The following is a 25106-nucleotide window of genomic DNA, read 5'->3' as shown; positions in this document are numbered from 1 at the left end:
CGTCGACCGGAAACACCGGGCCGACGAGACGTACCGGCGACGGCACGGCCCGCCCCCGCGAGAACCGCGGGGGCGGGCCGTGCCTTTCCTCGTCTTTCCTCGCGCGTCGCGTACCCCCCTTCAAGACGCGTACTCCCCGTCAAGGCGCCGAGGACGATCAGGACGCCGTCAGGGACGGCGCGCAGGACGCGCTCGTCGGCCCCGGTACGTACCGGGGCCGCCCGCGGCGGCGGCCCGTCGGCCAGGCCGAACGGCCGGTTGCTCCGCTCGCGGGCGACACCTCATGTCGTCGAGGCGGAGTACCTCCCGCCAGATCTCCGCACCTACACGGTGACCGGATCCTCCCCGGCGGGAGGTTCCGTCACGTCGTCGGCGGCCGGGACGAACAGGTCGGTCACGGAAGGCTCCTCATGGAGCGTGGGGTGGGGTGGCTCCGCCAGATCCGCGACCTTCGCGCGGGGTTCCACGGAGATGGCGCGCAGCAGCGCGCGCAGGTGACCCGCGATCCCGGACACGTCGTCGTGGCCGATCGCGGCGGGGTTGAAGCGGAGGCCCAGGGTGAGACTCGGGCCGGCGTCCACGGCCTGGATGTGCAGCGCGCCGCGGGCGGCCCCGTTGAAGACCGTCCACTCCACACCCACCCCGACACCGGGGAACTCCGGGACGGCCGCCCTCCTGCGGTAGCTGAGCAGGACCGGCGAGGAGGGCGGGTCCGGCGGCGCGTGCCGGAACCGGTACATGGCGCGCAGCTCGGCCCGGACCGTGCGCAGGTGGTCGGGAAACCCCTCGCCGAGGTCGGGGTGCGGGACGAACGGCACCCGCGCCACGAACGGCCCGATGCGGTCGCGCGTCTCGCGGGTGCGGGTGCCGAGGTCGAGGGCGAGCGGCGACGCGGAGGTGCCGTACCGTCGCAGCAGCACGCCCACGGCCGCCAGCAGCAGCTCGAACCTGGTGGCGCCGAGCGCCGCGGCGGCCTCGGTGAGGGCTCCGGACTCCGTGCCGCCGAGCACCATCTCGACGATCTCCCCGGGACCGATGCCGTGCGGGACGGCGCGCAGGCCGGGCAGGACCAGCTCCCAGGGGGCGCGGTCACGCTCCTTCCAGAACTCCTCGGCGCCGTCGGGCGGTGCCGGGGAGGCCCAGCCGTCCACCCCGGAACCGCCGGGCCGGTCCGCCCGCCCGGACGGCGGGCCCGGTGACGGCCCGTACGGCCGCGGGACCGGGCAGGACGGCGACGCCGGCCCCGGCAGGGCGGCCCGCGCGAAGTAGGCGTCGGCCAGATCGCGGATCAGGACGTCCTTGGAGTCCCCGTCGAACACCCGCCCGTGCGCCGTGAAGAGCAGCCTGACGCGCTCGGGACCCACCGTGACGAGCGTGAACCGGGCGAGCGGGCCGCGCTCCAGGTCGAACGGGCGGGCGGCCTCGGCCGCGGCGATCCCGGGATAGCGCTCCGGGGTCGACTCCGTGCGGGTGACCCTGACGCGGCCGAGCACCGGATGCCTGCCGGCCACGGCGGCGCACGCGCCCACCAGCGCCGGAACGTCGACGGGACCGTTCAGGTGAAGCGCCAGCGGGATTCCCCGCAGGTCGAAGGGGGCGTGCGACATCCTGTCCGTCTCCCTCGTGGGTGACTCGCTTCGGGCAGGCGCCGGGGCTGCGTCGCCCCTGACATGCGGTCCCGACAAGGAATTATTAGGAAACTTTCCTGTCTATTTACGCAACCGAATGCTACACATGCGGTACGCCCGAGACAAGCGGCTTGCCACGAACCGACCTGGAGGATTTGATGATCGTTCACGGTGGCCGGACGAGCGGCGCGAGCCCCGAACCGGCCGGGCTTGCCGACACCGTGTCGCAACCCGGGTTCGTGGGCGTGGAAGTGCCCGACCGGCTACGCAGGCGGCTCGCCGAAGGACCCGGCGGGGTTGCGCTCTACTCCCGGAATCTTGTGGACAGCGAGCAGATCAGGGCGCTGACCGCCGCGCCGCACGCGGAGAACCCGGACCTGGTGATCGCCACCGACGAGGAGGCGGGCGACGTCACCCGGCTGGAGGCGCGCACCGGCAGCCCGGTCCCGGCAACCTCGCGCTCGGCGCGGTGGACGACCCCGTGCCGGCCGAGCGGGCCGCCCGCGAGATCGGGCTGGACCTGCCGCGCGTCTCACGATGAGACGTGACGCGCGGCGAGGCCACGACCGTCTCCCGGCTCATCGCCGCCACCCGGCCCTGGCCAGGACGAGACCGCGGCTGCCCCGCTTGCGCAGGTAGGCGAGCCCGTCGCAGACGGACTCCAGGGTCGGCGGAGCGAGCTCGACGCGCTCGGCGACCCGCCAGGTGGACTGCTCGCGCAGCCAGGGCCAGATCCGCTCGTTGAGCTGACCGCTCTCCAGCGCGACGAGGAGCAGATCGGTCGGCAGCCGGTCGAGGAGCGCCAGATCCTGGTCGTGGTAGAGCATCTCGACGAGCAGGTACGCCGCCGCCTGGCGCTCACCGTGGTCGGCGAGATCCTCCAGGCTGTCCGGGAGCACCTCCACGCCCGGCTCCGCCCGCTCGGCCAGGCGGGCGCGGAACCCCGCGTTGGGCTCGGTCGCCTGGACCCGGTAACCCTTCCCCGACAGCCGCCGGGTGAGCTCGCCCTGGCACGCCCCGACCTCCACGATCGGCCCGTCCTGGGGGGAGCACCAGCGGGCGGTCCACGCGGCGGTCGCGTCCAGCCGGGCGGCCTCGTACGCCGAGCGCCCGAACTCCCACGGGTCGTCGGCCACCGCGGCGTCGTCCCCGAGGCTGGAGATCAGCGCATACAGGCGGTTGGCCCGCGCGGCGCTCGCGGTGAAGAACCTCTCGACGGCCGGCACCCGGTCGGTGGTGACGAGCCGGTCGGCCACCCGGCTGCGCAGCAGCTCACCGGCGCGCCGGTTGATGAAACCGATCTTCGCCTCCGCCTCGGCGCCGGTGATCGCGGTCGCCGTGCCGGCGATCGTCTGCAGGAAGGGATTGTCACCGACCGAGCAGGTCACGGCCGGTAAGGACAGCGAGGAGGGCGAAGACGCCGAGGACGCCGAGGACGCCGAGGACCCCGGGAACGGCGACACGGCGCGGGAGACGATCCAGCCGAACCGTGCCCGGCGGATGCGGTGGTCGGCGGGCGAGTGGGTCCAGATCTCATCGGGCGCCGGCGCCGGCGCCTCGCCGAGCAGGGCGGCGACGTCGGCGGGGACGGGAAGCTCCGCGGTGTTGCCCCCGGGCTCCGCCAGGGGCCCGAGCAGCTCCAGGCGCTCCCGCAGGGACAGCCCTCCCGGCAGGGTCACGCTCGCCCTCGCCTGCCCGACGACCACCAGGACGTCCTGGTCGGCGTGGTCCCGCAGGACGGAGACGAACTCCAGGGCGACGTCCTCGGCATGCAGCACGGCGATGACAGCCGTCATTTGTCCCCATCCCCGATCACGGAAAGATGTCTTTTTCATGACATTTCCGCGCCAGCATAGGGGTCTTGCCCGTCGCGCGACGGCCGTTCGCCGAGAAGGGCTCCCACCCGCCGGACATCCCGGATCCGGGGCTCAGGAGGCGAAGATCTCCTCCCTGGCCTGGTCCAGGGCTGCGATGACGGCCCCGCGCAGCACCGGATTGCCGCCCACCTCGCTCGCCACCACCTGCGGCCGGACCGGGCAGCTCCTGGCCACCGCCTCCTCGATCCTGGAGGTGAGCTCGTCACCCCCGGCCCTGCTGACCTCCCCCGCGAGCACCACGAGCCCCGGGTCGAGCACGACGCACACCGACGCCACCCCCAGCGCCAGCCGCCCCGCGATGTCGTCGATCAAAGGTTCTCCCCGCTTGCCCGCCGCGACCGCCGCCGCGACGCACTCGGCGGCGCTTTCCCCCTCGAAGCCGTACGTCGCGGCGAGCTCGGCGACCGCCTCGGCGCTGACCAGGGACTGCAGGCCCCCGGCGAGCGACGGCAGCCTGCCGGGCACGGCCCGTACGTCCTCGGCCAGCGGCACCCCCGGCACCGGCAGGTAGCCGATCTCGCCCGCGCTGCCGGACCGGCCCCGGTGCAGCCGCCCTCCGAGCACGACGCCGAGGCCGATACCGCGGCCCACCCAGAGCAGCACGAAGTCGTCGACCTCGCGGGCGGCACCCAACGTGCGCTCGGCGATGGCGACGAGGTTCACGTCGTTCTCTATCCTGACGTCGCGTCGCAGGTCACGCGCGAGCGCCTCGTGGATGCCCTCGTGCCAGCCGGGCAGGTCGAAGGAGAACCGCACGTCGCCGGTGCGGGGGTCGACCACGCCCGGGGTGCCGATGACGACCGAGCGCAGCTTGGAGAGCGCGACCTTGGCCGACCGGCACGCCTTGACCACCGCGTTGTGCACGAGGGCCACCGGATCGTCGTGCCCGCTCGGCGCCACCCGCACCTCGGCCACGATCTCTCCGTGGATATCGGCGATGGCGGTCGTCACGAATTCCGGGCCGACGTCCAGACCCGCCACATAGGCCGAGGAGGAAATAATTCCATAAAGCGCGGCATTGGGCCCGCGGCCCCCCGCCTGCTCCCCCGCCACCTCGACCAGTCCGCGCCCCTCCAGCCGGGCGAGCGTCTGCGACGCCGTCACCTTGGACAGGCCGGTGAGCTCGCCGATCTGCCCCCGCGTCAGTGGCCCGGAGGCGAGCAGCAGCTCCAGGGCGGCCCTGTCGTTGATCTCCCTCAATAGCCTGGGCACGCCAGGACGTCGCTCCATACGCATGCTCTCTTGTTCGCCGCTTCCCCGTCGCGATTACTTTCGATCAAGAATAACGGTTCTATTCTTAATAAGGCTTCCTGATAGTTTAGCGCCGCCCGGACGCCACGGAGGGCTACCGGGGGCCTCCCGGCCGCGTCGCGTCCCTGCTCATCGCCGTTTCGCCGGCACCGCTCTCCCGCCCACCACCACGATGCCCGGAAACCAAGGGCTTGCGACGTCGGCCCGGCACGTGGAACACTCCCGAAAACGGTAAAGGTTCTTTTCAGTAAGACCCTTGCCGTCGGGTGGCGAGGCAGGTTTCGACATGGACACCGTCATCACGATCCCAGCCGAATACACGGGTCTGCGGGCCCGGCAGGGGCCCATGACCATGGGCCAGGCCAACATGGCGCGTTGCGTGCTCCGCGACCCGCCGCTCCACATGAACTTCCGCGTCACCAAGCGCCTCCCCGGGGGAACGCCCCTGCCCGCCGTCACCGAGGCGATCGGGCGCCTGCTCTCCCGGCACGAGGGACTGCGAGCCACCATCCACTCGGACGTCCAGGTCGTGGCCGGTTCCGGCTTCCTGCCCGTCGAGGTGCACGGCGCGGAGACCGGGCTCCTCGACGAGGTCGCCGAGGAGGTGGGCCTGCGCATGCAGGGCACCCGGTTCGACCTGCGGACCGAGCTCCCGATCAGGGTCGCCGTGATCACTGATGGGGAGGCGCCCCGTCTGGTGACCTTCGTCCTGCCCCACACCTCGGTCGACGCCATCGGGCTGGCCACCGTCATGAGGGAGTGGGAGCGACTGATCCGGGGGATCGCCGTCCCGTCGCCGTGCCCGATGCAGCCGCTGGACCTCGCGACCGCGGAGGGCACCCCGGCCGCCCTGCGCCGGACCGAGGCCGCCCTGCGGCACTGGGAGAACGGGCTCAGGCGGGCACCGCAGTCGATGTTCGCGATCGCCGAGGCGGCCGGGACCGACGCCGACGCGATTCGGTCCCGGCTGCGGGTCCGCTCGGCGGTGGCGGCCAGGGCGCTGGACGCCGTCGCGAGCCGCACGGGCGCCAGCCGCTCGGCGATCACGCTCGCCGCCCTGGGGGTCCTCATCGGCCTGCGCACCACCCAGCGGTCCTGCGTGATCGCGTCGCTGGCGAGCAACCGGGTGCGACCCGAGCTGCGTGACTACGTCGGGCCACTGGCCCAGGACGCGCTGATGACCGCGGATCTCGACGTCTCCACCTTCGACGAGGCGATCCGCCGCTTCCGCGCCGCGTCCCTGTCCGGATACCAGCACAGCCGTTTCGACTCCACCGCCCTGTGGGAGGTGATCGAGGCCGTCAACGCCGAACGGGGGGTGGACTTCGCCCGTGACTGCGTCTTCAACGACATGAGCGGCGTCACCGTCCCCGAGCCCGAACCCGAGCCGTCCGCCGAGGTCGAGTGCGACTGGCTTCCGGCGGCCTCGCTCCCCGCACACCTCGCGCTCTGGGCCAACCGGCTGGAGGACGTGGTCGACCTGACACTCTGGATCGATCCACGGGTGATGAGCCGGGCGGAGGCGGAGGGCTTCGGGATCGGGATCATCCGGCTGCTGATCGCGGCCGGAGACGGAGACGTCCAGGCTGCCGACATTTCGTATATGTCGGGAATTTCACCTATCGAGCGCGGCCCGGAATGGATCTACACCGACTTCTGCTGGGTGAACCTCGGCGCGGTGGAACGGCTCGTCGGCGAGGCGGTCCAGGGACGTCCCCACCTGGTGACGCACGACCCGGAAGGGCGTCTGACCTGCCACGTCACCTCAGGAACCCCCGAGGAGATCCGCGCCGCCTGCCTCGCCCTGCTGCCGGGCCGCACCTCCGCGATGGCGCCTCACCACTACGTCGTGCACGCGCCGGAGCCCACCGGCGCGTCGCTCTACGGGCCCGTCGTCACCGAGGGGGACGGACGCCACTCCATCTCCGTCGGCCCCGCGCGCGTAAGTAACCAATAGCAGGCGGGATAATCGGTTACATGCGCCTATCCGCTCGTGTCGACTATGCCCTCCGTGCCGCCGCCGAACTCGCCGCCGCGGGTGACGGCCCTACCACGGTGGGTGAGCTGGCCAAGGAGCAGGACATGCCTCCCAAGTATCTTGAGAACATCCTGCTCCAGATGCGCCGCGCCGGGCTGGTACGCGGCCAGCGCGGCCCCGAGGGGGGCTACGTGCTGGCCCGCCCGCCCGCCGAGATCAGCCTCGCCGACGTGATCCGCGCCGTTGACGGCCCGCTCGCCAACGTCAGGGGGGAACGGCCCGAGCATGTCGGCTACCGGGGTCCCGCCGAGTCGCTGCAGCAGGTCTGGATCGCGCTGCGCGCCAGCGAGCGGGCGATCCTGGAGGAGGTCACCCTCGAGAACGTGGCCACCGGAGCCCTTCCCGACCGGGTCCGCAGCCTGTCGGCCGACCCCGCGGCCTGGGACTGACCATGCCGGTGTGGCCACCCACCGGGGTCCGGCCGGCCCGGCCCGCACGGCACCGGCTCACCTCCCGGGAGCGGCCCGCGCCCCGGAGCCGACTGACCGTACAGGACCGGCCCGCGCCCCGGAACCGGCTCATGTCCGGGAACCGGCTCGCCGCACAGGACCGGCCCGCGCCCCGGAACCGGCCCGCGCCCCGGGAGGGGCGCCGTGCCCGAGGGTGACGTCATCCATCTCTCCGCCCTGCGTCTCGGCCGGGCGCTCGACGGGCGGGTGCTGACCCGCTCGGACTTTCGCGTGCCGCGTCACTCCACGGCCGACCTGACCGGGCGCGCGGTGCTGGAGACCGTCTCGCGCGGCAAGCACCTGCTCACCAGGGTCGAGGGCGGGCTGACCGTCCACACCCACCTGCGGATGGAGGGCAGCTGGCAGATCTCACCCGCGGGGCGGAGGCTGCCCGGGGGCGACGTCGTCCGCCTGGTGCTGGCCAACGAGCGATGGCAGGCGGCCGGGGTGCGGCTGGGCATGGTCGACCTGGTCTCGACCGCGGAGGAGGGGCGGCTCGTCGGGCATCTCGGCCCCGATCTGCTCGGAGAGGACTGGGACGAGGCGGAGGCCGTGCGACGGCTGGCAGGACGGCCTGAGACGAGCATCGGGGTCGCGCTGCTCGATCAGCGCAACCTGGCGGGAATCGGCACCATCTATCGCGCCGAGACGCTTTTCCTCGCCGGAGTGTCGCCGTGGCGACCCGTGGAGGCGGTTGAGGACCTGAGAACGATCGTGTCGATCGCGTGGCGGCTGCTGGACGCCAACAAGGAACGCCCGAGCAGGACGACGACAGGCGACCTCCGTCCGGGACGGAGCACCTGGGTCTACGGCAGGGCCGGGCGGCCTTGCCTGCGCTGCGGGCGTCGGATCAGTCGTGGGGAGATGGGCGCACAGCCGCAGGAACGGCTGATCGTCTGGTGCCGTCACTGCCAGCCGGAAGAACCGACCGGCTAGGCGGCGACCATGTCGTTGACTTCGGGAAACACGGAATCAGGCACGGTTTCGGGAATCGGTAGACGCTCCCGTTCGGGGACGTCTCCCGCCAGCACCGGAGCATGCTGCAGCTCGGCCAGGGCGAACTGATCGGAAACCTCACGGAGAACCTGTGAAAGCGGCACGCCCAAGGCACCGCAGATCGACGCGAGCAGCTCTGAAGAGGCCTCCTTCTGACCACGCTCAACCTCGGACAAATAGCCAAGAGAAACCCGAGCCAGTGTGGACACCTCACGCAGGGTGCGACTCTGCCGCACCCTCAGCCGCCGCAGCACGTCACCGAGCAGCTGACGCAGCAGGACCATCTGTCGCTCCCTCCCCGGCGCGGATGTCTTCACGACACTCCGCGCTATCGGTTCGTGCCGCCCGTTCTTCGAACGCGACCCTTGGTACATACTCCTCGCCGTCATCATCGCTTGACCTTTACCTCACTCACCGTTCCACCGTACCTGTATGGACCGACAACGCGGCAGACCATGTGGAGCATGTTCGCTGGGGACGTAACGCGGTAATCATCCTGAATGTTCCCTCACGTTCGTCTCCAGCACACCTCGGAGGAGGTCCACGGCCTCGTTCACGGTCATCTCCCGGATCTGGTCACGCGTCCCGGCGAGCCGCGGATCCCGGTGCCATACCCGCCCGTCCGGTCCGCTAACGGCGAGATGCACGGTGCCCACCGGTTTACCGTCCTGGGGGTCCGGGCCGGCCACTCCGGTGGCCGCCAGCCCGTACGTGGCACCGGCGAGAAGGCGCACCCCGTCGGCCATGGCGGCGGCGACCTCCGGGTGCACCGCCCCCTCGCGGGCGAGCAGGTCCGCGGGGACGTTCAGCAGCCGGTGCTTGAGCTCGGTGGCGTAGGAGACGACCCCGCCCAGGAAGGCCGCGGAGGCCCCCGGGGGGCCGGTGAGGGACGCGCAGACGAGCCCGGCGGTCAGCGACTCGGCCACCGCCACCGTCTCGCCCCTGCGGACGAGAAGGGAGAGGACCTCGGTGGCCGCGAGCAGGTGCCGGCTCATGTGACCCGCCTCGTGTCGCGGCCCACGCCGCCCGCCTTCATACGGCCCGCCTTCATATGGCCCGCGCCCGCTTCGCGACCTGCCGCAGCTTGATCGCCCGGATCACGTAGTCGAGACCGGTGGCGACGGTGACCAGCGCCGCCGCGCCCATCACGATCCAGCGGATCAGGTCGGGCACGCCCGGCCAGATGTAGGAGACGATCGCGGCGATCTGCAGGACGGTCTTCACCTTGCCGCCGTAGCTGGCCGGGATGACGCCGTGCCGGATGACGGCGAACCTCAGCGCGGTGACGCCCAGTTCCCTGCCCAGGATCACGACGGTGACCCACCAGGGCAGCTCCTCCAGCACCGAGAGGCTGATCAGGGCGGCGCCGATGAGGGCCTTGTCGGCGATCGGGTCGGCGATCTTCCCGAAGTCGGTGATCAGGCCGTAGCGGCGGGCCAGTTCGCCGTCGAGCAGGTCGGTGAGCGAGGCCACCATGAAGACCACCAGCGCCGCGGCCCGCCAGCCGGACCCCGGCAGGAAGAGGCAGGCCACGAAGAACGGAACCATCGCCAGCCGTATCACCGTCACGACGTTGGCGATGTTCCAGGCGCTCACCTTGGGGCGCGCGGATGCCGAGGTCGAGTCGGTGCCGGTCTCTGGCGTGTTGGTCATACGCTCTCCCGGCCCGGCGGCGCGCTCATGGGGCCGCCTTGATGCGGGCGATCAGGTCGACCCCCTCCGAGTCGACCACGACGGCCCGGACGATCTGGCCGGGGACCAGCCCGATGCCCTGGACCGTTACAGAACCGTCGACCTCGGGCCCCTGGTGGGCGGCACGGCCCTCGTAACCACCGTCGCCCAGGTCCTCCTCGATCAGGACGTCGACCTCGGTGCCGATCCGCTCCTCGGCCCGCTGGGCCATGAGCTCCTCGGCCAGCTCGGTGAGCGCGGACACGCGGGCGTCGACGACCTCCTGGTCGAGCTTGCCGGGCAGCGAGGCCGCCTCGGTGCCGTCCTCGTCGGAGTAACCGAAGATGCCGATCACGTCGAGCCTGGCCTCCTCCAGGAAGCCCACCAGCTCGCCGAACTCCTCCTCGGTCTCGCCGGGGAAGCCCACGATGAAGTTGGAGCGCACCCCCGCCTCGGGGGCGTGGGCACGGATCGACTCCAGGAGGTCCAGGAAGCGCCGGGGGTCGCCGAAGCGCCGCATCCGGCGCAGCACCGTCCCGCTGGCGTGCTGGAAGGACAGGTCGAAGTAGGGGGCCACGCCCTCGGTCGAGGCGATGATCTCCAGCAGCCCCGGGCGGAGCTCGGCGGGCTGCAGGTAGCTGACGCGCACCCGCTCGACGCCCTCGGTCGCGGCGAGGGAGGGCAGCAGCTTCTCCAGCGCCCTCAGATCGCCCAGGTCCTTGCCGTAGGAGGTGGAGTTCTCGCTGACCAGCACCAGCTCCTTGACGCCCTGCTCGGCCAGCCAGGCGGCCTCGCCGAGCAGCTCCTCGGCGCGGCGCGAGACGTACGCCCCGCGGAAGGCGGGGATGGCGCAGAACGTGCAGCGGCGGTCGCAGCCGGAGGCCAGCTTCAGCGAGGCCACCGGGCCGTCGCCCAGGCGCTTGCGGAGCGGCCGGGGGCCGCTGGCGGGGGCCAGACCCTCGGGCAGCTCTCCGTGGCCGGGAATGGCGGTCTTGGGGGCGGCGGCGCGTTCCACCGGCGAGATGGGCAGCAGGGTCCTGCGGTCGCGAGGACTGTGCGGGACGAGCGATTTGCCCGCCAGCACGTCGTCGAGGCGCGTGCCGATGTCGGTGTAGTCGTCGAAGGAGATGACGGCGGCGGCCTCGGGCAGCGCGTCGGCGAGCTGGTCACCGTACCGCTCCGCCATGCAGCCCGCGGCGACCACCTTGGCACCGGAGTCGGCCGCGGCGAGCAGCGTGTCGATGGAGTCCTTTTTCGCCGAGTCGATGAAGCCACACGTGTTGACGACGACGACATCGGGGTCGTCGTCGCCCAGCTGCCAACCGGCAGCCTCGAGACGGGCGGCGAGTTCCTCGGAGTCGACCTCGTTGCGTGCGCAACCAAGCGTGATCAGCGATGCGGTTCGGCGGGATGACATGGTGAACACTACGGTATCGGGAGTTGGCCACTACCCGATGCACCTCCCCCCATTCAGGCACCGCCGCACCCCCCGCCCCGCCCCGGACGTCCCGCCGCCGGGACGGCCCGGACGCCCGGCCGGACAGCGGCGGCACGGACGCCCGGGGGCGCCCGGAGAGTGCGCGGAGAAGTGCTCCGTACGGTGTGACCTAGCGCTTCTTGGTGGCGGGGGCCTCGTAGGAGCGGTTCACGACCTGCCCCCGGCGGCCGGGGGCGCCCAGGTTCTTGCCGTTCACCTTCAGCGAGACGGCTCCCCCGTCGCCGAAGGTGACCCGCATCCCGGTCTTCGCCTTCCAGGTCGAGGTCTTGCCCGCCGCGAGCGTTCCCGAGAAGAGGCGCCGGCCGCCCGCGTCCTGCACGTCGAGCCAGGAGGTGCGCTTCGCCCTGACCTGGAGGACGACGATGTCACGCCGTCTCTCCTCGGCCAGCGACGAGGCCCGGCGCGGCGAGTCGGGGCCGGAACCGGTCGTGGGCGGCGGCGCGGCGGGCACCGGCATCGGGCGCGGGTCCGCCACGGGAGTGTCACCCCCGCCCATGGTCCGCACCACGCCGAAGATGACCACGATGCCCAGAGCCACCGCCATCGCCGTCGTCCAGTTGGGCGAACGACGCTCGCGGATCTTCAGCGGCATGTCGGCCTGGAAGACGCTGGAGGCCCGCACCGGCAGCGGCACGCCCCCGTGCTGCTCGTCGTAGCGGTGCACCAGCGTCTCGGGATCGAGGTCAACGATCTTGGCGATGTTTCTTATATGGCCCCGCGCGTAGAAATCTCCCCCGCATTGGGAGAAATCATTCCTCTCGATTGCCTGGATGAGCACCTCGCGAATGCGTGTCCGCGCGCTCAACTGCCCGACGGTCATCCCCTTTGACCGCCGGGCATCCGCCAGATCGCTTCCAATGCCCATGGCGCACGCCTCTCAGCCCCCGACGTTGCGTAGCGATACCTATTCAATCAGTAACCGCGTGGAGGATGCGCGGCGGGGGTCCCATTCCCGCACGGCGCCGTCATCCCCGGGCGAGCCGGTTGGGGGGCGGTATTCCCTGATATGTACCGGCACTTCCCGGTGCGGGCGGCCGGAGCCCCCCGCACCGCGCCGCCGGCCCACCGCGCAGGTCGGGCCGGAGCCCCCGTACGGCGCCGTCAGCCCCCGCGCAGGTCGGCCAGCAGGCCGGGAAGCTCGTCCGGCTTGACCATGACCTCTCGCGCCTTCGACCCCTCGCTGGGCCCGACGACGTTCCTGCTCTCCAGCAGGTCCATCAGGCGACCCGCCTTGGCGAAACCGACCCGCAGCTTGCGCTGGAGCATCGAGGTCGAGCCGAACTGGGTGGTCACGATGAGCTCGGCCGCCTGGACCAGCAGGTCGAGATCGTCGCCGATGTCCTCGTCGATCTCCTTCTTGGCGGTCGCCACGGCGGCCACGTCGTCGCGGTACTCGACCGCCATCTGGACCTTGCAGTGCCCGACGATCTCGCCGATCTCCTTCTCGGAGACGAAGGCGTTCTGCAGCCGCATGGGCTTGCTGGCACCCATCGGCAGGAAGAGCGAGTCACCCTGCCCGACGAGCTTCTCGGCGCCCGGCTGGTCCAGGATGACCCGGGAGTCGGCCAGCGAGGAGGTGGCGAAGGCGAGCCGGGAGGGCACGTTGGCCTTGATCAGGCCGGTGACCACGTCCACGCTGGGGCGCTGGGTGGCGATGACCAGGTGGATCCCGGCGGCGCGGGCGAGCTGGGTGATGCGGACGATGGAGTCCTCGACGTCGCGCGGGGCGACCATCATCAGGTCGGCGAGCTCGTCGACGATCACCAGCAGGTACGGGTAGGGCTGGTAGACCCGCTCGCTGCCCGGCGGCGGCACCAGCTTGCCGGCGCGGACCGCCTTGTTGAAGTCGTCGACGTGCCGGAAGCCGCTGGCGGCCAGGTCGTCGTAGCGGCGGTCCATCTCCCCGACGACCCACTCCAGGGCCTCGGCGGCCTTCTTGGGGTTGGTGATGATCGGCGTGATCAGGTGCGGGATGCCCTCGTAGACGCTGAGCTCGACCCGCTTGGGGTCGACCAGGACCATGCGGACCTCGTCGGGGGTGGCCCGCATCAGGATCGAGGTGATCAGCCCGTTGACGCAGACCGACTTTCCCGCGCCGGTGGCGCCCGCGATGAGCAGGTGCGGCATCTTGGCCAGGTTGGCCACTATCGTGCGTCCCTCGACGTCCTTGCCGAGCCCGACGATCATCGGGTGGTGGTCGGCCTGGGCGACCGGGGAGCGCAGGATGTCGCCCAGCGAGACGAGGTCCTTGTCGGTGTTGGGGATCTCGACCCCGATCGCCGACTTGCCGGGGATCGGGGACAGGATCCGGACATCGGCCGACTTGACCGCGTACGCGATGTTCTTGGTGAGCGCGGTGACCTTCTCGACCTTGACCGCCGGGCCGAGTTCGATCTCGTAGCGCGTCACCGTCGGCCCCCGGGTGAAACCGATCACCTGGGCGTCGATGGCGAACTGCTCCATCACGCTGGTCAGCGCGTTGACGACGACGGTGTTGGCCTTCGTCTGCGGCTTGGGCGCGGTGCCCGGGCGCAGCAGCTGCGACTCGGGCAGGGTGTACGGGCCCGCCTGGGGGGACAGCACGAGCTGCTCGACCTTGCGCGGCGCCGGGGTCGGCTCCGGAGGCGCCGACGACTCGACCCCGGCCACGGCCTCGGCCGCCTCCTCGTCCACCAGGCCGGGCACGATCTCCGGGGAGTGCCCGGAGGGGCGGCCGGGGGTCTCGGCGATCAGGGGCGTGTCGTAGGGCTTGACGTGGTCGCCCAGCTCGGTGCCCTCGGGCTCCGGCTTCTTGCGGGTGGAGGGCTTCTTCCTGGACGCGCGTGGCGTGGGGGGCAGGTCGCGGTTGAAGAGCATGTGCCGGATCTCGGCCAGCCGCTCGGGGACCCGGTGCACCGGCGTCGCGGTGATCACCAGGATGCCGAAGCCCGACAGGATCAGCAGCAGCGGGATGGTGATGAAGGACGGCAGGATGCTCGCCGGGGGCGCCGAGACGATGAAGCCGATCATGCCTCCGGCGGCCGCCACCTTGTCCATGCCGTCGGAACTGCCCCCCGAGGGGTACGGCGTGTCGTGGACGACGTGCACGACGCCGAGCACGCCGATGGTCAGGGCGGACCAGCCGATGATCATCCGGCCGGTGTCGGCGTTCTGGTCGGGGTGGCGCAGCAGCCGCCAGGCCAGCAGCACGAGCAGGATCGGGATCACCCAGGTCAGCGAGCCGAAGACGCCGCGCATCACCCCGTCGACCACGGTGGAGACCGTGCCGGTGTTCTTCCGCCAGGTCATCGCGGCCAGCACGACCGCCCCGGCGAAGACCGCCAGGCCGAGCCCGTCGCGGCGGTGCACGGGGTCGAGCTCGCGCGCGTTCTGCCCCAGGGCCCGCGCGGCGCTGCCGATGCCCCCGGCGAGGAGCATCCAGATGCCCATGAACAGCTTGCCGATCATGATGAGCACCCAGCTGATCGGGTCGTGCTGGGGTGAGGGCCTGCGGGCCTGGCTCGTGCTCCTCCCCCGGCCGGCGGGCGCCCGCCTCGCGGGGGCCGTACGGGCCTGGGAGGCGCCCGAACGGCCGGAGGACCCCTTGCCGGGGGGCTTTCCTGAGGAGCCTTTAGACGTACGGGTGGCCATGTTAGGGAGGTTAACGAGACGGGTGGTGGATTGCGCGCCGACTCGCCGCAGCCGCCCGACCCTCGCCGACGTTTCACAAGATCGGTCGATACTTCGTGAACAGTGATGAGGGGTGCTAAAGGTCCCATTGGTCTGCTGGAAAGCGTCTTCCATTCCATGTATTGACATTGCGTTTCATGTAGTAGAACCTCCTCACCAACAGGGCGTTGGGAGGAGACATATGTCCGCACTCGACTGGTCCGTTCTGGGCGCGTACTTCCTTGTCATGATCGGTATCGGCGTGTGGTCGAAGCGCCGCGTCAAAACCGTGATCGACTTCTTCACCGCCGGGGGCCGTATCCCCTGGTGGCTGTCCGGCATCTCGCACCACATGTCGGGATACAGCGCGATCATGTTCGTGGCGTTCGCGGCCGTGGCCTACAACTACGGGCTCGCGATGTACGTCTGGTGGGCGCTGACCATCGGCATCGGCGTCGGGATCGGCGCCTTCGTGTGGGCGGCCCGATGGAACCGGCTGCGTTCCAAACACGGCGTGGTCTCCCCGCTGGAATACCTCGCCCGGCGCTACAACCTGCCGACCCAGCAGGTGCTGGCCTACAGTGGCGCGCTGCTGAAGGTCGTGGACATCGCGGCCAAGTGGGTGGCGATCGCCATCCTGCTCCGGGGCTTCGCGGGCATCCCGATTCAGTGGGGCATCCTGGTCACCGGGGCCGTCACGCTGGTCTACATCACTGCCGGGGGGCTGTGGGCGGACGTGCTCACCGACTTCGGCCAGTTCGTCATCCAGGGCGTCGCGGGCATCGCCATGTTCGTCGCCATCATGGTCCAGCTGGACGGCGTCGCCACCCTGTGGACCATGTGGGACAAGCTGCCCCCGGGCCACGGCGACCCGTTCGCCGGGCCGTACACCACGACGTTCTTCCTCGCCCTGCTCTTCATCAAGACCTTCGAGTACAACGGCGGCATGTGGAACCTGGCCCAGCGCTACATGGCCTCGCCCTCGGGCTCGGCCGCGAAGCGTTCGGCACTGTTGTCCAGCGCGCTGTGGCTGGTCTGGCCGCTGATCCTGTTCATCCCGATGTTCGCCGCGCCGCTCATCGTGCCGGGCCTGGCCAACGCCGAGGAGGCGTACGTACGGCTGGCGCAGACCCTGCTGCCGCAGGGCGTGATCGGACTGGTGCTCGCGGGCTTCTTCTCGCACACCATGGCCATGGTCGCCTCCGACGCCAACGTGATCTCCTCGGTCATCACCAGGGACATCGCCCCGGTGATCGTCCGCAAGGTACGCGAGCTGTCGGCGCGGGCCGAGCTGACCTTCGCCCGGGTGACCACGTTCACCTTCGTCCTGATCAGCATGGCGATCGCGATCTCGACCGAGGGTCAGGGCGTGGTCCTGAAGATCGTCGTCGACCTGGTCGCCGCGACGATGGGACCGATCTCGATCCCGCTGATGCTGGGCATGCTGCCGTGGTTCAAGCGGAGCGGCCCGACCGCGGCCATCGTCTCCTGGGCCGCCGGCCTGGGCGTCTGGGCGTACGTCAAGTGGATCATCGAGTCCAAGGACACGGCGATGGTCGTCGGCGTGCCGCTGGTGACCTCGCTGGTCCTGTACGTGGCGATCGGCTTCCTGAGGCCGGAGAACCGCGAGGACCGCGACGCGCTCGTCGACTCCCTGTCCACCGAGCCCGGGTCCACCGACCCGGAGCAGCATCAGCGGGCCGGAGCGGTCGGCTGACGCCCCCTCCGGTACGGCGTGGGCCCCCACAACGTGGTGGGGGCCTTCACGGCGTGGAGTGCCCCACGGCGCGCCGGGCCCGCGCGGCACGGGCGGACCTCCACGACCTCGTGGGGCTTCGGCGAGGGCCTCCACGGCGCGGCGCGGCGGCCGCGCGACTGTTCCCGGGCGCGGCGGGCTCCAGGACCCGCCCGCCCGGGAACATGCTCCTTCCACCGGGAGGGGAAGGGAAAACACGCGGACCGGGAATTCGGCGGGTCCGGGAACCGGGGCCCCGCCGACCCCCTTGCCGGACCACTCCCCGGATCCCGGCCACCCGTCGGACTCCGGCTACGTGAACTACTTGTCGGACTCCAGGACGCCGCCGTTGGCCACGTCCGACTTCTCGATCTCGGTGAAGACGATGCGCACCGCCTCGCGGCGCGCCTTCAGGATGTCCACGGCCGCCTCGGTCAGCGCCGCCACGAACTCGCGGCGCTGGTCGAGGGTCCTGCCGGACAGGAGTTCCACGGTGATGTTCGGCATGCTGAATCCTCCAGGTCAGGTTGTTGCATAACATGAGATCACATTCCATTACATGGAACAACTGAAGGGCGTAACCGTCTTAGCAATCGGGACGCGGGCGGATCGGCTCAGCCGTTGAGCGCCGGGGCGGCGGGAGCACCGGGCGCGCCGAGGGCCGCGGAGACCTCGCGGGCCGCGGCGACGACGTCGGGCGCGAACCGCTCCAGGTCGTCGCGGCCCATGTCCATCGCGAGGGCGGAGATGGAGATACCGCCGAGCACCTGACCGGTGTGGTCGAAGACCGGGGCGCCGACGCAGAGGATGCCGGGCAGGTTCTCCTCGTTGTCGAGCGAGTAGCCGCGGGACCGTACCAACGCCAGGTCGGCCAGCAGGTCCTCCGGCGTCGCCAGCGTGGTGGGGGTCGGGGCGGGCATGCCCGTACGGGCGCAGATGGCGCGGACCTCGTCGGCACCGAGCTGGGCGAGGACCGCCTTGCCGATCGCGGTGCAGTGCAGGCGCAGGCTCATCCCGACGCGGGAGGGCATCTGGTAGGGCCGCCGGCCCTCCAGCTTGTCGACGTAGACGGCCTCGTCCCCGCTGCGGATCGCGAAGTGCGTGGTGTAGCCGATCCGCTCGTGCAGCGCGTGGAGCGCGCCGGAGGCCTGGCGGGCCGGGTCGAAGCGGTTCATGACCCGGCCCGCCAGCGTGAGGATCCGGGGGCCCGGCTCGTAGCCGCCGCGGCCGTCGGCCCGCGCGAACCCCCACTCGACGAGCGACTGGAGGATGCGATGGACGGTCGACTTGGACACGCCCGTCGCGGCGGCTATGTCGGTCACGCGGTGGTGCTCGGCGATCGCCTCCAGCACCGCCAGCGCCTTGTCGATGGAACTACCTTCCCTGACCACGATCGTGAGCCTACTGGTCAGCGTGCCAACCAACCTCCGTCGACGGCCAGCAGATGCCCGTTGACGTAGTCGGAGGCGCCGGACGCCAGGAAGACGGCGGCGCCCACGAGGTCCTCGGGGGTGCCCCAGCGCCCCGCCGGGATGCGGCCCCTGATCTCGGCCTCCCGCTCGGGGTCGTCCCAGAGCCGCTCGGTGTTGCCGGTCCTGATGTAGCCGGGGGCGATCGCGTTGACCTGCACCCCCGAGCCCGCCCACTCGCAGGCCAGCGCCCGCGTGAGACCGGCGACACCGTGCTTGGCCGCGGTGTAGCCGACGACGTTGACGCCGCCCTGGAAGGACAGCATGGAGGCGATCATGATGATCTTCCCGGAGCCCCGGGCGAGCATCCGCGCCCCGAGGACCTGGCTGAGCAGGAAGACCGCGTCCAGGTTGACGTCGAGCACCTCGCGGAAGGACTCGTGGGAGTGCTCGGCGGCCGGGGCCCTGCGGATGATCCCGGCGTTGTTGACCAGCACGTCGACCGGGCCCAGCCGCCCGGCCGCCTCGGGGACGGCCCGCGGGTCCGACAGGTCCAGGACCCACCGGGAGGCCTGCCTGCCGGTCTTGCGGACCTCCGTCTCGACCTCGTCCAGGTCGTCGTCGCGGCCGTGCAGCACGATGTCGGCCCCGGCCGCCGCCAGGCCCACGGCGAGGGCCCGGCCGATCCCGGTCCGCGCGCCGGTGACGAGCGCGGTCCTGCCCTCCAGCGAGAACATCAGCGCAGCTCGCCGATCTCGACCTGCTCCATGTCCTCGAAGGCCTGGTTCTCCCCGCCCATCGCCCAGACGAAGGAGTAACTTCTCGTGCCGAAGCCGCAGTGCACCGACCAGGGCGGGGAGACGACCGCCTGACGGTCGGCGACGACGAGGTTGCGCGTCTCGTCCGGCCGTCCCATCAGATGGATCACCCGCTCGCCGGGTGGCAGGTCGAAGTAGAGGTATACCTCGGTCCTGCGCTCGTGGGTGTGGCAGGGCATGGTGTTCCACATGCTGCCGGGCTCCAGCACCGTCACGCCGAGCACGAGCTGGCAGCTCCGGATGCCCTTGGCGTGGATGTACTTGTAGATCGTCCGGTCGTTGGAGCCGTCCTGGCCGCCCAGCCGTACCGGCTCGGCGTCCTCCAGGGTCGCGGCGGTCGTCGGGAGGGTCGCGTGCGCGGGGGTGGAGACCAGATAGAACGCGCCGCCCTCGAAGACCACCTCGCGGGCTCCCCTGCCGACGTAGAGGCACTCCTTGGCGGCCAGGGGGTACGCGGTGCCGTCGACGGTCACCGTGCCGGGCCCGCCGATGTTGACCACGCCGAGCTCGCGGCGCTCCAGGAAGTACTCCGACCTGAGCGGGTCGGGGCAGTGCAGTCTCAGTGGCCCGTCGTCCGGCAGGGCCCCGCCGACCACGATGCGATCTTCGTGGGAGTAGAGCAGCCGGACCTCCCCTGGCACGAAGAGCTGTTCCACCAGGAACCGGCGGCGCAGCCAGTCGGTGGTCGCCCCGGTGATCTGGTCGGGTGCCGTGGCGTGCCGTACCTCCATCGCCCCTCCATTGTTCTATTACATGAAATTAGAAGCTGCTACATAGAACATTGTGAGCATACAACGGCCCTCTTCCCCGCGCACTCACCGCGATTCCCACCACGCGCGGGCGCCCGGAAAACGATCCCGGAAACGAGAACTTTTCCCGCCGCGACCGGGTCCCACATAGGGAATCGCCACCGAACGGACCACCGAGCACACGGGAGAGACCGATGACGACTGGCATGGCACGGACGACGATCCGGCTGGCGGCGGCCGGCGCGGTCGCGGGCACGGTCCTCGCGACCGCCCTCGCGGGCGGCACCGCCCTCGCCGAGACAGGCGAACCGGGCGGAACGGGCGAGACGGGAAGGACCGCCGCGGGGATCCCGAGAAACTTCCTCCTGCACGAGCCCCAGGCCCGCAAGCCGGTGAGGTATCCGGGCGAGGAGAAGTGGACCATCAGCGACAGGCTGGGAGGGAACCTGGAGACGAACCCGTGCGGCCTGCGCCGCCCCGCCGATCGCGACCGGGTGGCCATGCGGACCGTCGTCTACCAGGCCCCCGAGTACCACTCCGGCGAGCAGCTGGTGATCTACCGCTCCACGGCCGCCGCGCGCAGGGCGCTGACCGGGCTCCTCGGGCAGGTCGAGAGGTGCGCCCGCGTCAAGTCCGAGGGCACGGTCACCAGGACCTGGGCCGAACCCGTCCGGGCCGGGGACCGGGCCGTACGGATCACCCTCCAGGGCTACGACGCCAGGGGCGTGCGTCCGATCATCGGCGGGCAGCGGGCCGTCGTCGTCCGCGAGGGCCGGGCCGTCGCGATCTACCTGCTGGCGGGCGAGTACGGCAAGGTACGCGGCTCCGACTTCACCCGGCAGCTGAAGGACGCCAGGAAGATGGCGGCCAAGGTCTGCTCCCTGCGCGGCGTCTGCTGACCGGCACGGGAAAGGCCCACAGAACCGGCGCGCCCGCCCGCACGACGGGCAGGCGCGGCAGGGCCGGGCGGGACGGGCCCGCGACAGGGCCACGCGGGACGGGGACCGCCGATCCGGGCGGCCCGATGGCCCGTACGGCGGCCGGTGCGACCGCCGTACGGTGCGAGGGTCAGACCTCGACCACCACGGGGATGATCATCGGGCGGCGGCGGTAGGTGTCGCTCACCCAGCGCCCCACGGTCCTGCGGACCACGCGGCGGACCTGCTGGATGTCCACCACCCCGTCGGCCGCGTTCTCCTGCAGGGCCCTCTCGACCTGCGGCAGGATGTCGTCGAACATGGCCGGGTCGATGCCCGATCCCCTGGCGTGGATCTCCGGGCCCCCGGCGAGCTTGCCGGTGGCGGTGTCGACCACGATGACGATGGAGATGAAGCCCTCCTCGCCCAGGATGCGGCGGTCCTTCAGCGCGAAGTCGGTGACGTCGCCCACCGAGGTGCCGTCCACGTAGACGTAACCGGCGGGAACCGCGCCCACGATCTTGGCCCGGCCGTCGACCAGGTCCACCACGACGCCGTCCTCGGCGATCACGATGTGGTCGTCGGGCACCCCGGTCAGCGCGGCGAGCTTGGCGTGCGCCCGCAGGTGGCGCCACTCGCCGTGCACCGGCATGAAGTTGGACGGCCGCGTCAGGTTGAGCACGTACAGCAGCTCACCGGCGGCGGCGTGCCCGGAGACGTGCACCTTCGCGTTGCCCTTGTGCACCACGCGGGCGCCCCAGCGCGACAGCCCGTTGATCACGTTGTTGACCGCGGTCTCGTTGCCCGGCACCAGCGAGGAGGCCAGCAGGACCGTGTCGCCCTCGGCGATGCGGATCGGGTGGTCGCGGTTGGCCATGCGCGACAGCGCCGCCATCGGCTCGCCCTGGGACCCGGTGCAGATCAGCACCACGTCCTCCGGCGGCCAGCCCTCGATCTCCTTGGAGTCGACGATCAGACCCGGCGAGACCCGCAGGTAGCCCAGGTCGCGGGCGACGCCCATGTTGCGCACCATCGAGCGGCCGACCAGCGCGACCTTGCGGCCGTGCTTCTCCGCCGAGTCGATGACCTGCTGGACGCGGTGGATGTGGGAGGCGAAGCTCGCCACGATCACACGCTTGCCCGCGGTGCGGATGACCTCGTCGATGACCGGCGCGATCTCCCGCTCGCTGGTGACGAAGCCCGGCACCTCGGCGTTGGTCGAGTCGGACATCAGCAGGTCGACGCCCTCGGCGCCGAGCCTGGCGAACCCGCCCAGGTCGGTCAGCCGCCCGTCGCTGGGCAGCTGGTCCATCCGGAAGTCGCCGGTGTGCAGGACGATGCCCGCGGGCGTCCTGATCGCGACGGCCAGCGCGTCGGGGATGGAGTGGTTGACGGCGAGGAACTCGCACTCGAACGGCCCGAACCGGTGCCGCTCCCCCTCCACGACCTCGCGCTTGGTCGGCTGGATGCGGTGCTCGGTGAGCTTGGCCTCGATCAGCGCCAGCGTCAGCCTGGATCCCACGATCGGGATGTCGCGGCGCTCGCGCAGCAGGTAGGGCACGGCACCGATGTGGTCCTCGTGCGCGTGGGTCAGGACCACGGCCTCGATGTCGTCCAGGCGGCCCCGGATGTATTCGAAGTCGGGCAGGATCAGGTCGATGCCGGGCTGGTCGGGCTCGGGGAACAGCACCCCGCAGTCGACGATCAGCAGACGGCCTTCGTACTCGAACACGGCCATGTTGCGGCCGATCTCGCCGAGACCGCCCAGCGCGACGATGCGCAGGGCACCCTCGGGCAGCGCGGGCGGCAGCCCGAGTTCGGGATGGGGGTGACTCATCCGGCCACACCTCTCTCAGAGGTCTCACATGCGACGGAGGCCCCGGTAGGCAGCAGGACTACTCCCTCGCCGAGCACTCCGTCCCCCAGCGGACCGTTGTGTCTTCTTTCTCGCAAACTCTCGTTCCTCCCGAATGCGGCCGGTGAGGGCCGCGGTGTTTTATCTCATGTCACAACTTCGTCGGACAGCTTCACACCGCCCGCGATCAAGTCTTCGCGCAGCCTCGCGAGCTGCTCCCGGGTCGCCTCCACCAGGGGCAACCTCATCGGTCCCGCGGGCTGCCCGACCAGGGACAACGCCGCCTTCGCCATGATCGCACCACCGGCCTGCATCATGATCGCGGAGACCACGGGAAGCAGCCTGCGGTGGATGGCGAGCGCGCCCGCGACGTCCCCGGAGCGGTACGCCTCGATCATCGCGGCGATCTCCGCGCCCGCGACGTGGCCGATCACGCTGACGCACCCCGCGGCTCCCACCGACAGCCACGGCAGGTTGAGCGTGTCGTCACCCGAGTAGTAGGCCAGACCGGTGGACGCGATGATCTGCGATCCCTCGAACAGGTCGGCCTTGGCGTCCTTCACCGCGACGATCCGCTCGTGCCTGGCGAGCCGCGCCAGCGTCTCACGCCGGATCGGCACGCCGCTCCGGCCGGGGATGTCGTAGAGCATGGCAGGCAGGGCCGTCGCGTCCGCCACGGTGGTGAAGTGGCGGTAGATCCCCTCCTGGGGGGGCTTGCTGTAGTACGGCGTCACCAGCAGGAGACCGTGCGCCCCGGCGCGCTCGGCGGCTTTGGCCAGCCCCACGCTGTGGTGGGTGTCGTTGGTCCCGGCTCCGGCGACGACCGTGGCGCGGTCGCCGACCGCCTCGACGACGGCGCGCAGCAGGCGCTCCTTCTCGTCGTCCGTGGTCGTCGGGGACTCCCCCGTCGTGCCGCTCACGACGATGCCGTCGTTACGCTGCTCGTCCACCAGGTAGGTGGCGAGGCGCCCCGCTGTCTGGTAGTCGACCGCTCCGTCACTCGTGAACGGTGTGACCATCGCGGTCAGCATGCGGCCGAAGGGGGCGTCGGAGGTTCCAGTTGGCGCTGCCATAGACCGAACGCTACCTGGATCCGCTGAAACGGTGGACCCCGCCACCCCGCCTAACCTCCGTCCACCGATGGGCCCAAGAGCGAACATCCCCCCGAGGTGCCCGCTGCACACCGTACACGCGGATATACACCGCCGCGGCGACGGACCCCGGCCGACGCTCCCCGCGGGCCGTTCCGGCCTTGCCGTACGGGGCGGAACGGCGACCGGGCCGGGCGTCCCGGGCGGCGGGAGGGCCGGGGTGATCGGGACGCGGATCCGGACGGTCTCCGTCGGTGCGGGTTCGGTGCGGGTTCGGTGCGGATGAGGCCGGTCACCGCCGAAGGGCGGAAGGAAGGCGGCCAGAAAACGGCTTCCGCAGGCCTCGCGCCCGATTATGTGAAATAACGAGAACTTTGTCCGCTTTGACGGCGGCGGGGACATCCTTGAACGAGAAAGAGGCCGCCGATATGTGCTCGGGGGTACACACATCGACGACCTCTACCGTTGAATCGGCGATCCTTACGCGGGCGTTACAGGGTCTCTGAGATATTTTTGGCCACTTCTGGGAGCGGCGGTAAAGTTGGAGCTCCAAATCGGAGCCATTACCCTGTGTTGCGCATTGAATACGACAGGATGGGACAACGCCCCAGACCCCCAGGGATGGACACGTGGCAAGCTCCGATCCTGTCTACCTGCGCGTCGTCGCCGACATCCGGCGCCAGATCGTCGACGGCTCCCTTCCCCCCGGCGCCCCGATCCCCTCGCGCGCCCAGCTGACCAGGAAGTACGGCGTGGGCGAGACCGCCGCCCGGCACGCGCTGCGCGTGCTCGTCGCCGAGGGCCTGATCGTCGGCCGCGTCGGCTCGGGTCACTACGTACGAGAACAGCCGGTGCTGCTCCCCCTGCACCGATGGCGTTTCCACGACCACCACGCCCCCTTCGGCGCGGACATCCAGTCACAGGGCACCCGGGCCACCTGGGACTGGCGGGCCGAGCCCGCCGGCGCCACCCCGGACATCGCCCACCGCCTCCGGCTGGACGAGTCGGCCCCGGTCACCCGCACCCACTACGTCTTCCGCGGCGACGGCAAGCCGATCCAGCTGGCCACCTCCTACGAGCCCGCCGAGTTCGGCGAGACCGCGGAGGAGAGCCCCCGGAGCCTGATCGCCCGCCTGTCGGCCATCGGCGTCAAGGTCACCGAGATCGTCGAGCAGGTCTACACCCGCGTCCCGCAACCGGCCGAGAGCGACGCCCTCGCCCTGCCCGCGGGCGTCCAGGTCCTGCACGTCGAGCGCACCCACTGGGCCGGAGACCGCCCGGTGGAGACCAGCGACATCGTCGTCCCCGGCGACCGCTTCCGCCTCGTCTACACCCACCCCCTGCACCCCTGACGGCCCCGTCCCGAAGGCCGGCGCGGCGGGCGAGGGCGTTTCCGTGCGACCGGGGGCGGGTCCTCACCGTCTCGTGTCGCGGCACCCGCCTGTCGCCCGCCGTGGAAGCCCCACAGGCCCCGGA

At 71.0% G+C, this 25106-nt stretch carries 22 protein-coding genes; 7 read left to right on the top strand and 15 right to left on the bottom strand.

Features of this window, described 5'->3' with window-relative positions; genetic code table 11:
- Positions 1-323: 323 nt before the first annotated feature.
- Positions 324-1607 carry a condensation domain-containing protein gene (locus ACVCAG_RS07935; protein WP_440083042.1) on the bottom strand — a complete coding sequence of 428 codons (1284 nt, stop codon included), beginning with the start codon at positions 1605-1607 and terminating at the stop codon, positions 324-326.
- Positions 1608-1786: 179 nt separating this feature from the next.
- Here ACVCAG_RS07935 and ACVCAG_RS07930 point away from each other — a divergent pair, with 179 nt between their 5' ends.
- Positions 1787-2176 carry a hypothetical protein gene (locus ACVCAG_RS07930; protein ID WP_440083041.1) on the top strand — a complete coding sequence of 130 codons (390 nt, stop codon included), beginning with the start codon at positions 1787-1789 and terminating at the stop codon, positions 2174-2176.
- 30 nt (positions 2177-2206) lie between these two features.
- Here the strand turns inward: ACVCAG_RS07930 and ACVCAG_RS07925 are convergent, their stop codons facing one another.
- Positions 2207-3424 (bottom strand): hypothetical protein, encoded by a 1218-nt coding sequence (locus ACVCAG_RS07925; protein WP_447189625.1) that lies wholly within the window; start codon positions 3422-3424, stop codon positions 2207-2209.
- Positions 3425-3556: 132 nt separating this feature from the next.
- Positions 3557-4735 (bottom strand): ROK family protein, encoded by a 1179-nt coding sequence (locus ACVCAG_RS07920; RefSeq protein ID WP_440083039.1) that lies wholly within the window; start codon positions 4733-4735, stop codon positions 3557-3559.
- 307 nt (positions 4736-5042) lie between these two features.
- Between ACVCAG_RS07920 and ACVCAG_RS07915 the strand changes: the two genes are divergently transcribed.
- The 3 genes from ACVCAG_RS07915 to ACVCAG_RS07905 all read left to right on the top strand — a co-directional run bounded on the left by ACVCAG_RS07915 (position 5043) and on the right by ACVCAG_RS07905 (position 8179).
- Positions 5043-6713, top strand: a complete 1671-nt coding sequence (locus ACVCAG_RS07915) for a condensation domain-containing protein (protein ID WP_447189624.1) — start codon at positions 5043-5045, stop codon at positions 6711-6713.
- 20 nt (positions 6714-6733) lie between these two features.
- The gene (locus tag ACVCAG_RS07910) at positions 6734-7183 is read left to right on the top strand and encodes an RrF2 family transcriptional regulator (protein WP_362677550.1); all 450 of its coding nucleotides are present in this window, start codon (positions 6734-6736) and stop codon (positions 7181-7183) included.
- Between the two features lie 204 nt (positions 7184-7387).
- A complete protein-coding gene (locus ACVCAG_RS07905) occupies positions 7388-8179 on the top strand; it encodes a DNA-formamidopyrimidine glycosylase family protein (protein WP_440083037.1) in 792 nt (263 codons plus the stop codon).
- Here ACVCAG_RS07905 and ACVCAG_RS07900 read toward each other — a convergent pair.
- From ACVCAG_RS07900 to ACVCAG_RS07875, 6 genes are all read right to left on the bottom strand, one after another.
- Positions 8176-8523 (bottom strand): helix-turn-helix domain-containing protein, encoded by a 348-nt coding sequence (locus ACVCAG_RS07900; protein WP_030904158.1) that lies wholly within the window; start codon positions 8521-8523, stop codon positions 8176-8178. The two genes, ACVCAG_RS07905 and ACVCAG_RS07900, sit on opposite strands and share 4 nt — an antisense overlap.
- Positions 8524-8730: 207 nt before the next feature.
- On the bottom strand, positions 8731-9234 hold the full coding sequence (locus tag ACVCAG_RS07895) for a CinA family protein (protein ID WP_440083036.1): 504 nt from the start codon (positions 9232-9234) through the stop codon (positions 8731-8733).
- 52 nt (positions 9235-9286) lie between these two features.
- Positions 9287-9892 (bottom strand): CDP-diacylglycerol--glycerol-3-phosphate 3-phosphatidyltransferase, encoded by a 606-nt coding sequence (gene pgsA, locus ACVCAG_RS07890; protein ID WP_440083035.1) that lies wholly within the window; start codon positions 9890-9892, stop codon positions 9287-9289.
- A 25-nt stretch (positions 9893-9917) separates the two neighbouring features.
- The gene (gene rimO, locus ACVCAG_RS07885) at positions 9918-11327 is read right to left on the bottom strand and encodes a 30S ribosomal protein S12 methylthiotransferase RimO (protein ID WP_440070206.1); all 1410 of its coding nucleotides are present in this window, start codon (positions 11325-11327) and stop codon (positions 9918-9920) included.
- A 190-nt stretch (positions 11328-11517) separates the two neighbouring features.
- Positions 11518-12273 (bottom strand): RodZ domain-containing protein, encoded by a 756-nt coding sequence (locus tag ACVCAG_RS07880; RefSeq protein WP_440083033.1) that lies wholly within the window; start codon positions 12271-12273, stop codon positions 11518-11520.
- 236 nt (positions 12274-12509) lie between these two features.
- Positions 12510-15038, bottom strand: coding sequence for a DNA translocase FtsK 4TM domain-containing protein (locus ACVCAG_RS07875; RefSeq protein WP_440083032.1), 2529 nt, complete (start codon positions 15036-15038; stop codon positions 12510-12512).
- A 220-nt stretch (positions 15039-15258) separates the two neighbouring features.
- Here ACVCAG_RS07875 and ACVCAG_RS07870 point away from each other — a divergent pair, with 220 nt between their 5' ends.
- The gene (locus tag ACVCAG_RS07870) at positions 15259-16773 is read left to right on the top strand and encodes a sodium:solute symporter family transporter (protein ID WP_440083031.1); all 1515 of its coding nucleotides are present in this window, start codon (positions 15259-15261) and stop codon (positions 16771-16773) included.
- 339 nt (positions 16774-17112) lie between these two features.
- Here ACVCAG_RS07870 and ACVCAG_RS07865 read toward each other — a convergent pair whose 3' ends face one another.
- The 4 genes from ACVCAG_RS07865 to kduI all read right to left on the bottom strand — a co-directional run bounded on the left by ACVCAG_RS07865 (position 17113) and on the right by kduI (position 19749).
- Positions 17113-17298 (bottom strand): tautomerase family protein, encoded by a 186-nt coding sequence (locus ACVCAG_RS07865; protein ID WP_344745492.1) that lies wholly within the window; start codon positions 17296-17298, stop codon positions 17113-17115.
- A gap of 107 nt (positions 17299-17405) precedes the next feature.
- The gene (locus ACVCAG_RS07860; RefSeq protein ID WP_440083030.1) at positions 17406-18182 is read right to left on the bottom strand and encodes an IclR family transcriptional regulator domain-containing protein; all 777 of its coding nucleotides are present in this window, start codon (positions 18180-18182) and stop codon (positions 17406-17408) included.
- Between the two features lie 17 nt (positions 18183-18199).
- A complete protein-coding gene (locus ACVCAG_RS07855) occupies positions 18200-18937 on the bottom strand; it encodes an SDR family oxidoreductase (protein WP_440083029.1) in 738 nt (245 codons plus the stop codon).
- Complete coding sequence (gene kduI, locus ACVCAG_RS07850) at positions 18937-19749, bottom strand: 5-dehydro-4-deoxy-D-glucuronate isomerase (RefSeq protein WP_440083028.1); 813 nt, start codon at positions 19747-19749, stop codon at positions 18937-18939. Before kduI ends, ACVCAG_RS07855 begins: the two co-directional genes overlap by 1 nt.
- Positions 19750-19961: 212 nt before the next feature.
- Between kduI and ACVCAG_RS07845 the strand changes: the two genes are divergently transcribed.
- On the top strand, positions 19962-20666 hold the full coding sequence (locus ACVCAG_RS07845; protein ID WP_447189623.1) for a hypothetical protein: 705 nt from the start codon (positions 19962-19964) through the stop codon (positions 20664-20666).
- Positions 20667-20835: 169 nt separating this feature from the next.
- Here ACVCAG_RS07845 and ACVCAG_RS07840 read toward each other — a convergent pair whose 3' ends face one another.
- Positions 20836-22521: an RNase J family beta-CASP ribonuclease gene (locus tag ACVCAG_RS07840; RefSeq protein ID WP_440071143.1), complete on the bottom strand. Its 1686-nt coding sequence runs from the start codon at positions 22519-22521 to the stop codon at positions 20836-20838.
- A 164-nt stretch (positions 22522-22685) separates the two neighbouring features.
- The gene (gene dapA / locus ACVCAG_RS07835; protein ID WP_447189622.1) at positions 22686-23612 is read right to left on the bottom strand and encodes a 4-hydroxy-tetrahydrodipicolinate synthase; all 927 of its coding nucleotides are present in this window, start codon (positions 23610-23612) and stop codon (positions 22686-22688) included.
- Between the two features lie 647 nt (positions 23613-24259).
- Here dapA and ACVCAG_RS07830 point away from each other — a divergent pair.
- Entirely contained in the window at positions 24260-24982 is a 723-nt protein-coding gene (locus ACVCAG_RS07830) for a UTRA domain-containing protein (protein ID WP_440083025.1), read from the top strand.
- Positions 24983-25106: the final 124 nt, after the last annotated feature.

It is taken from the genome of Streptosporangium sp. G12 (assembly GCF_052983175.1).
Note: the sequence above shows the minus strand (reverse complement) of the source record. Positions and strands in the feature narration are given on the sequence as shown.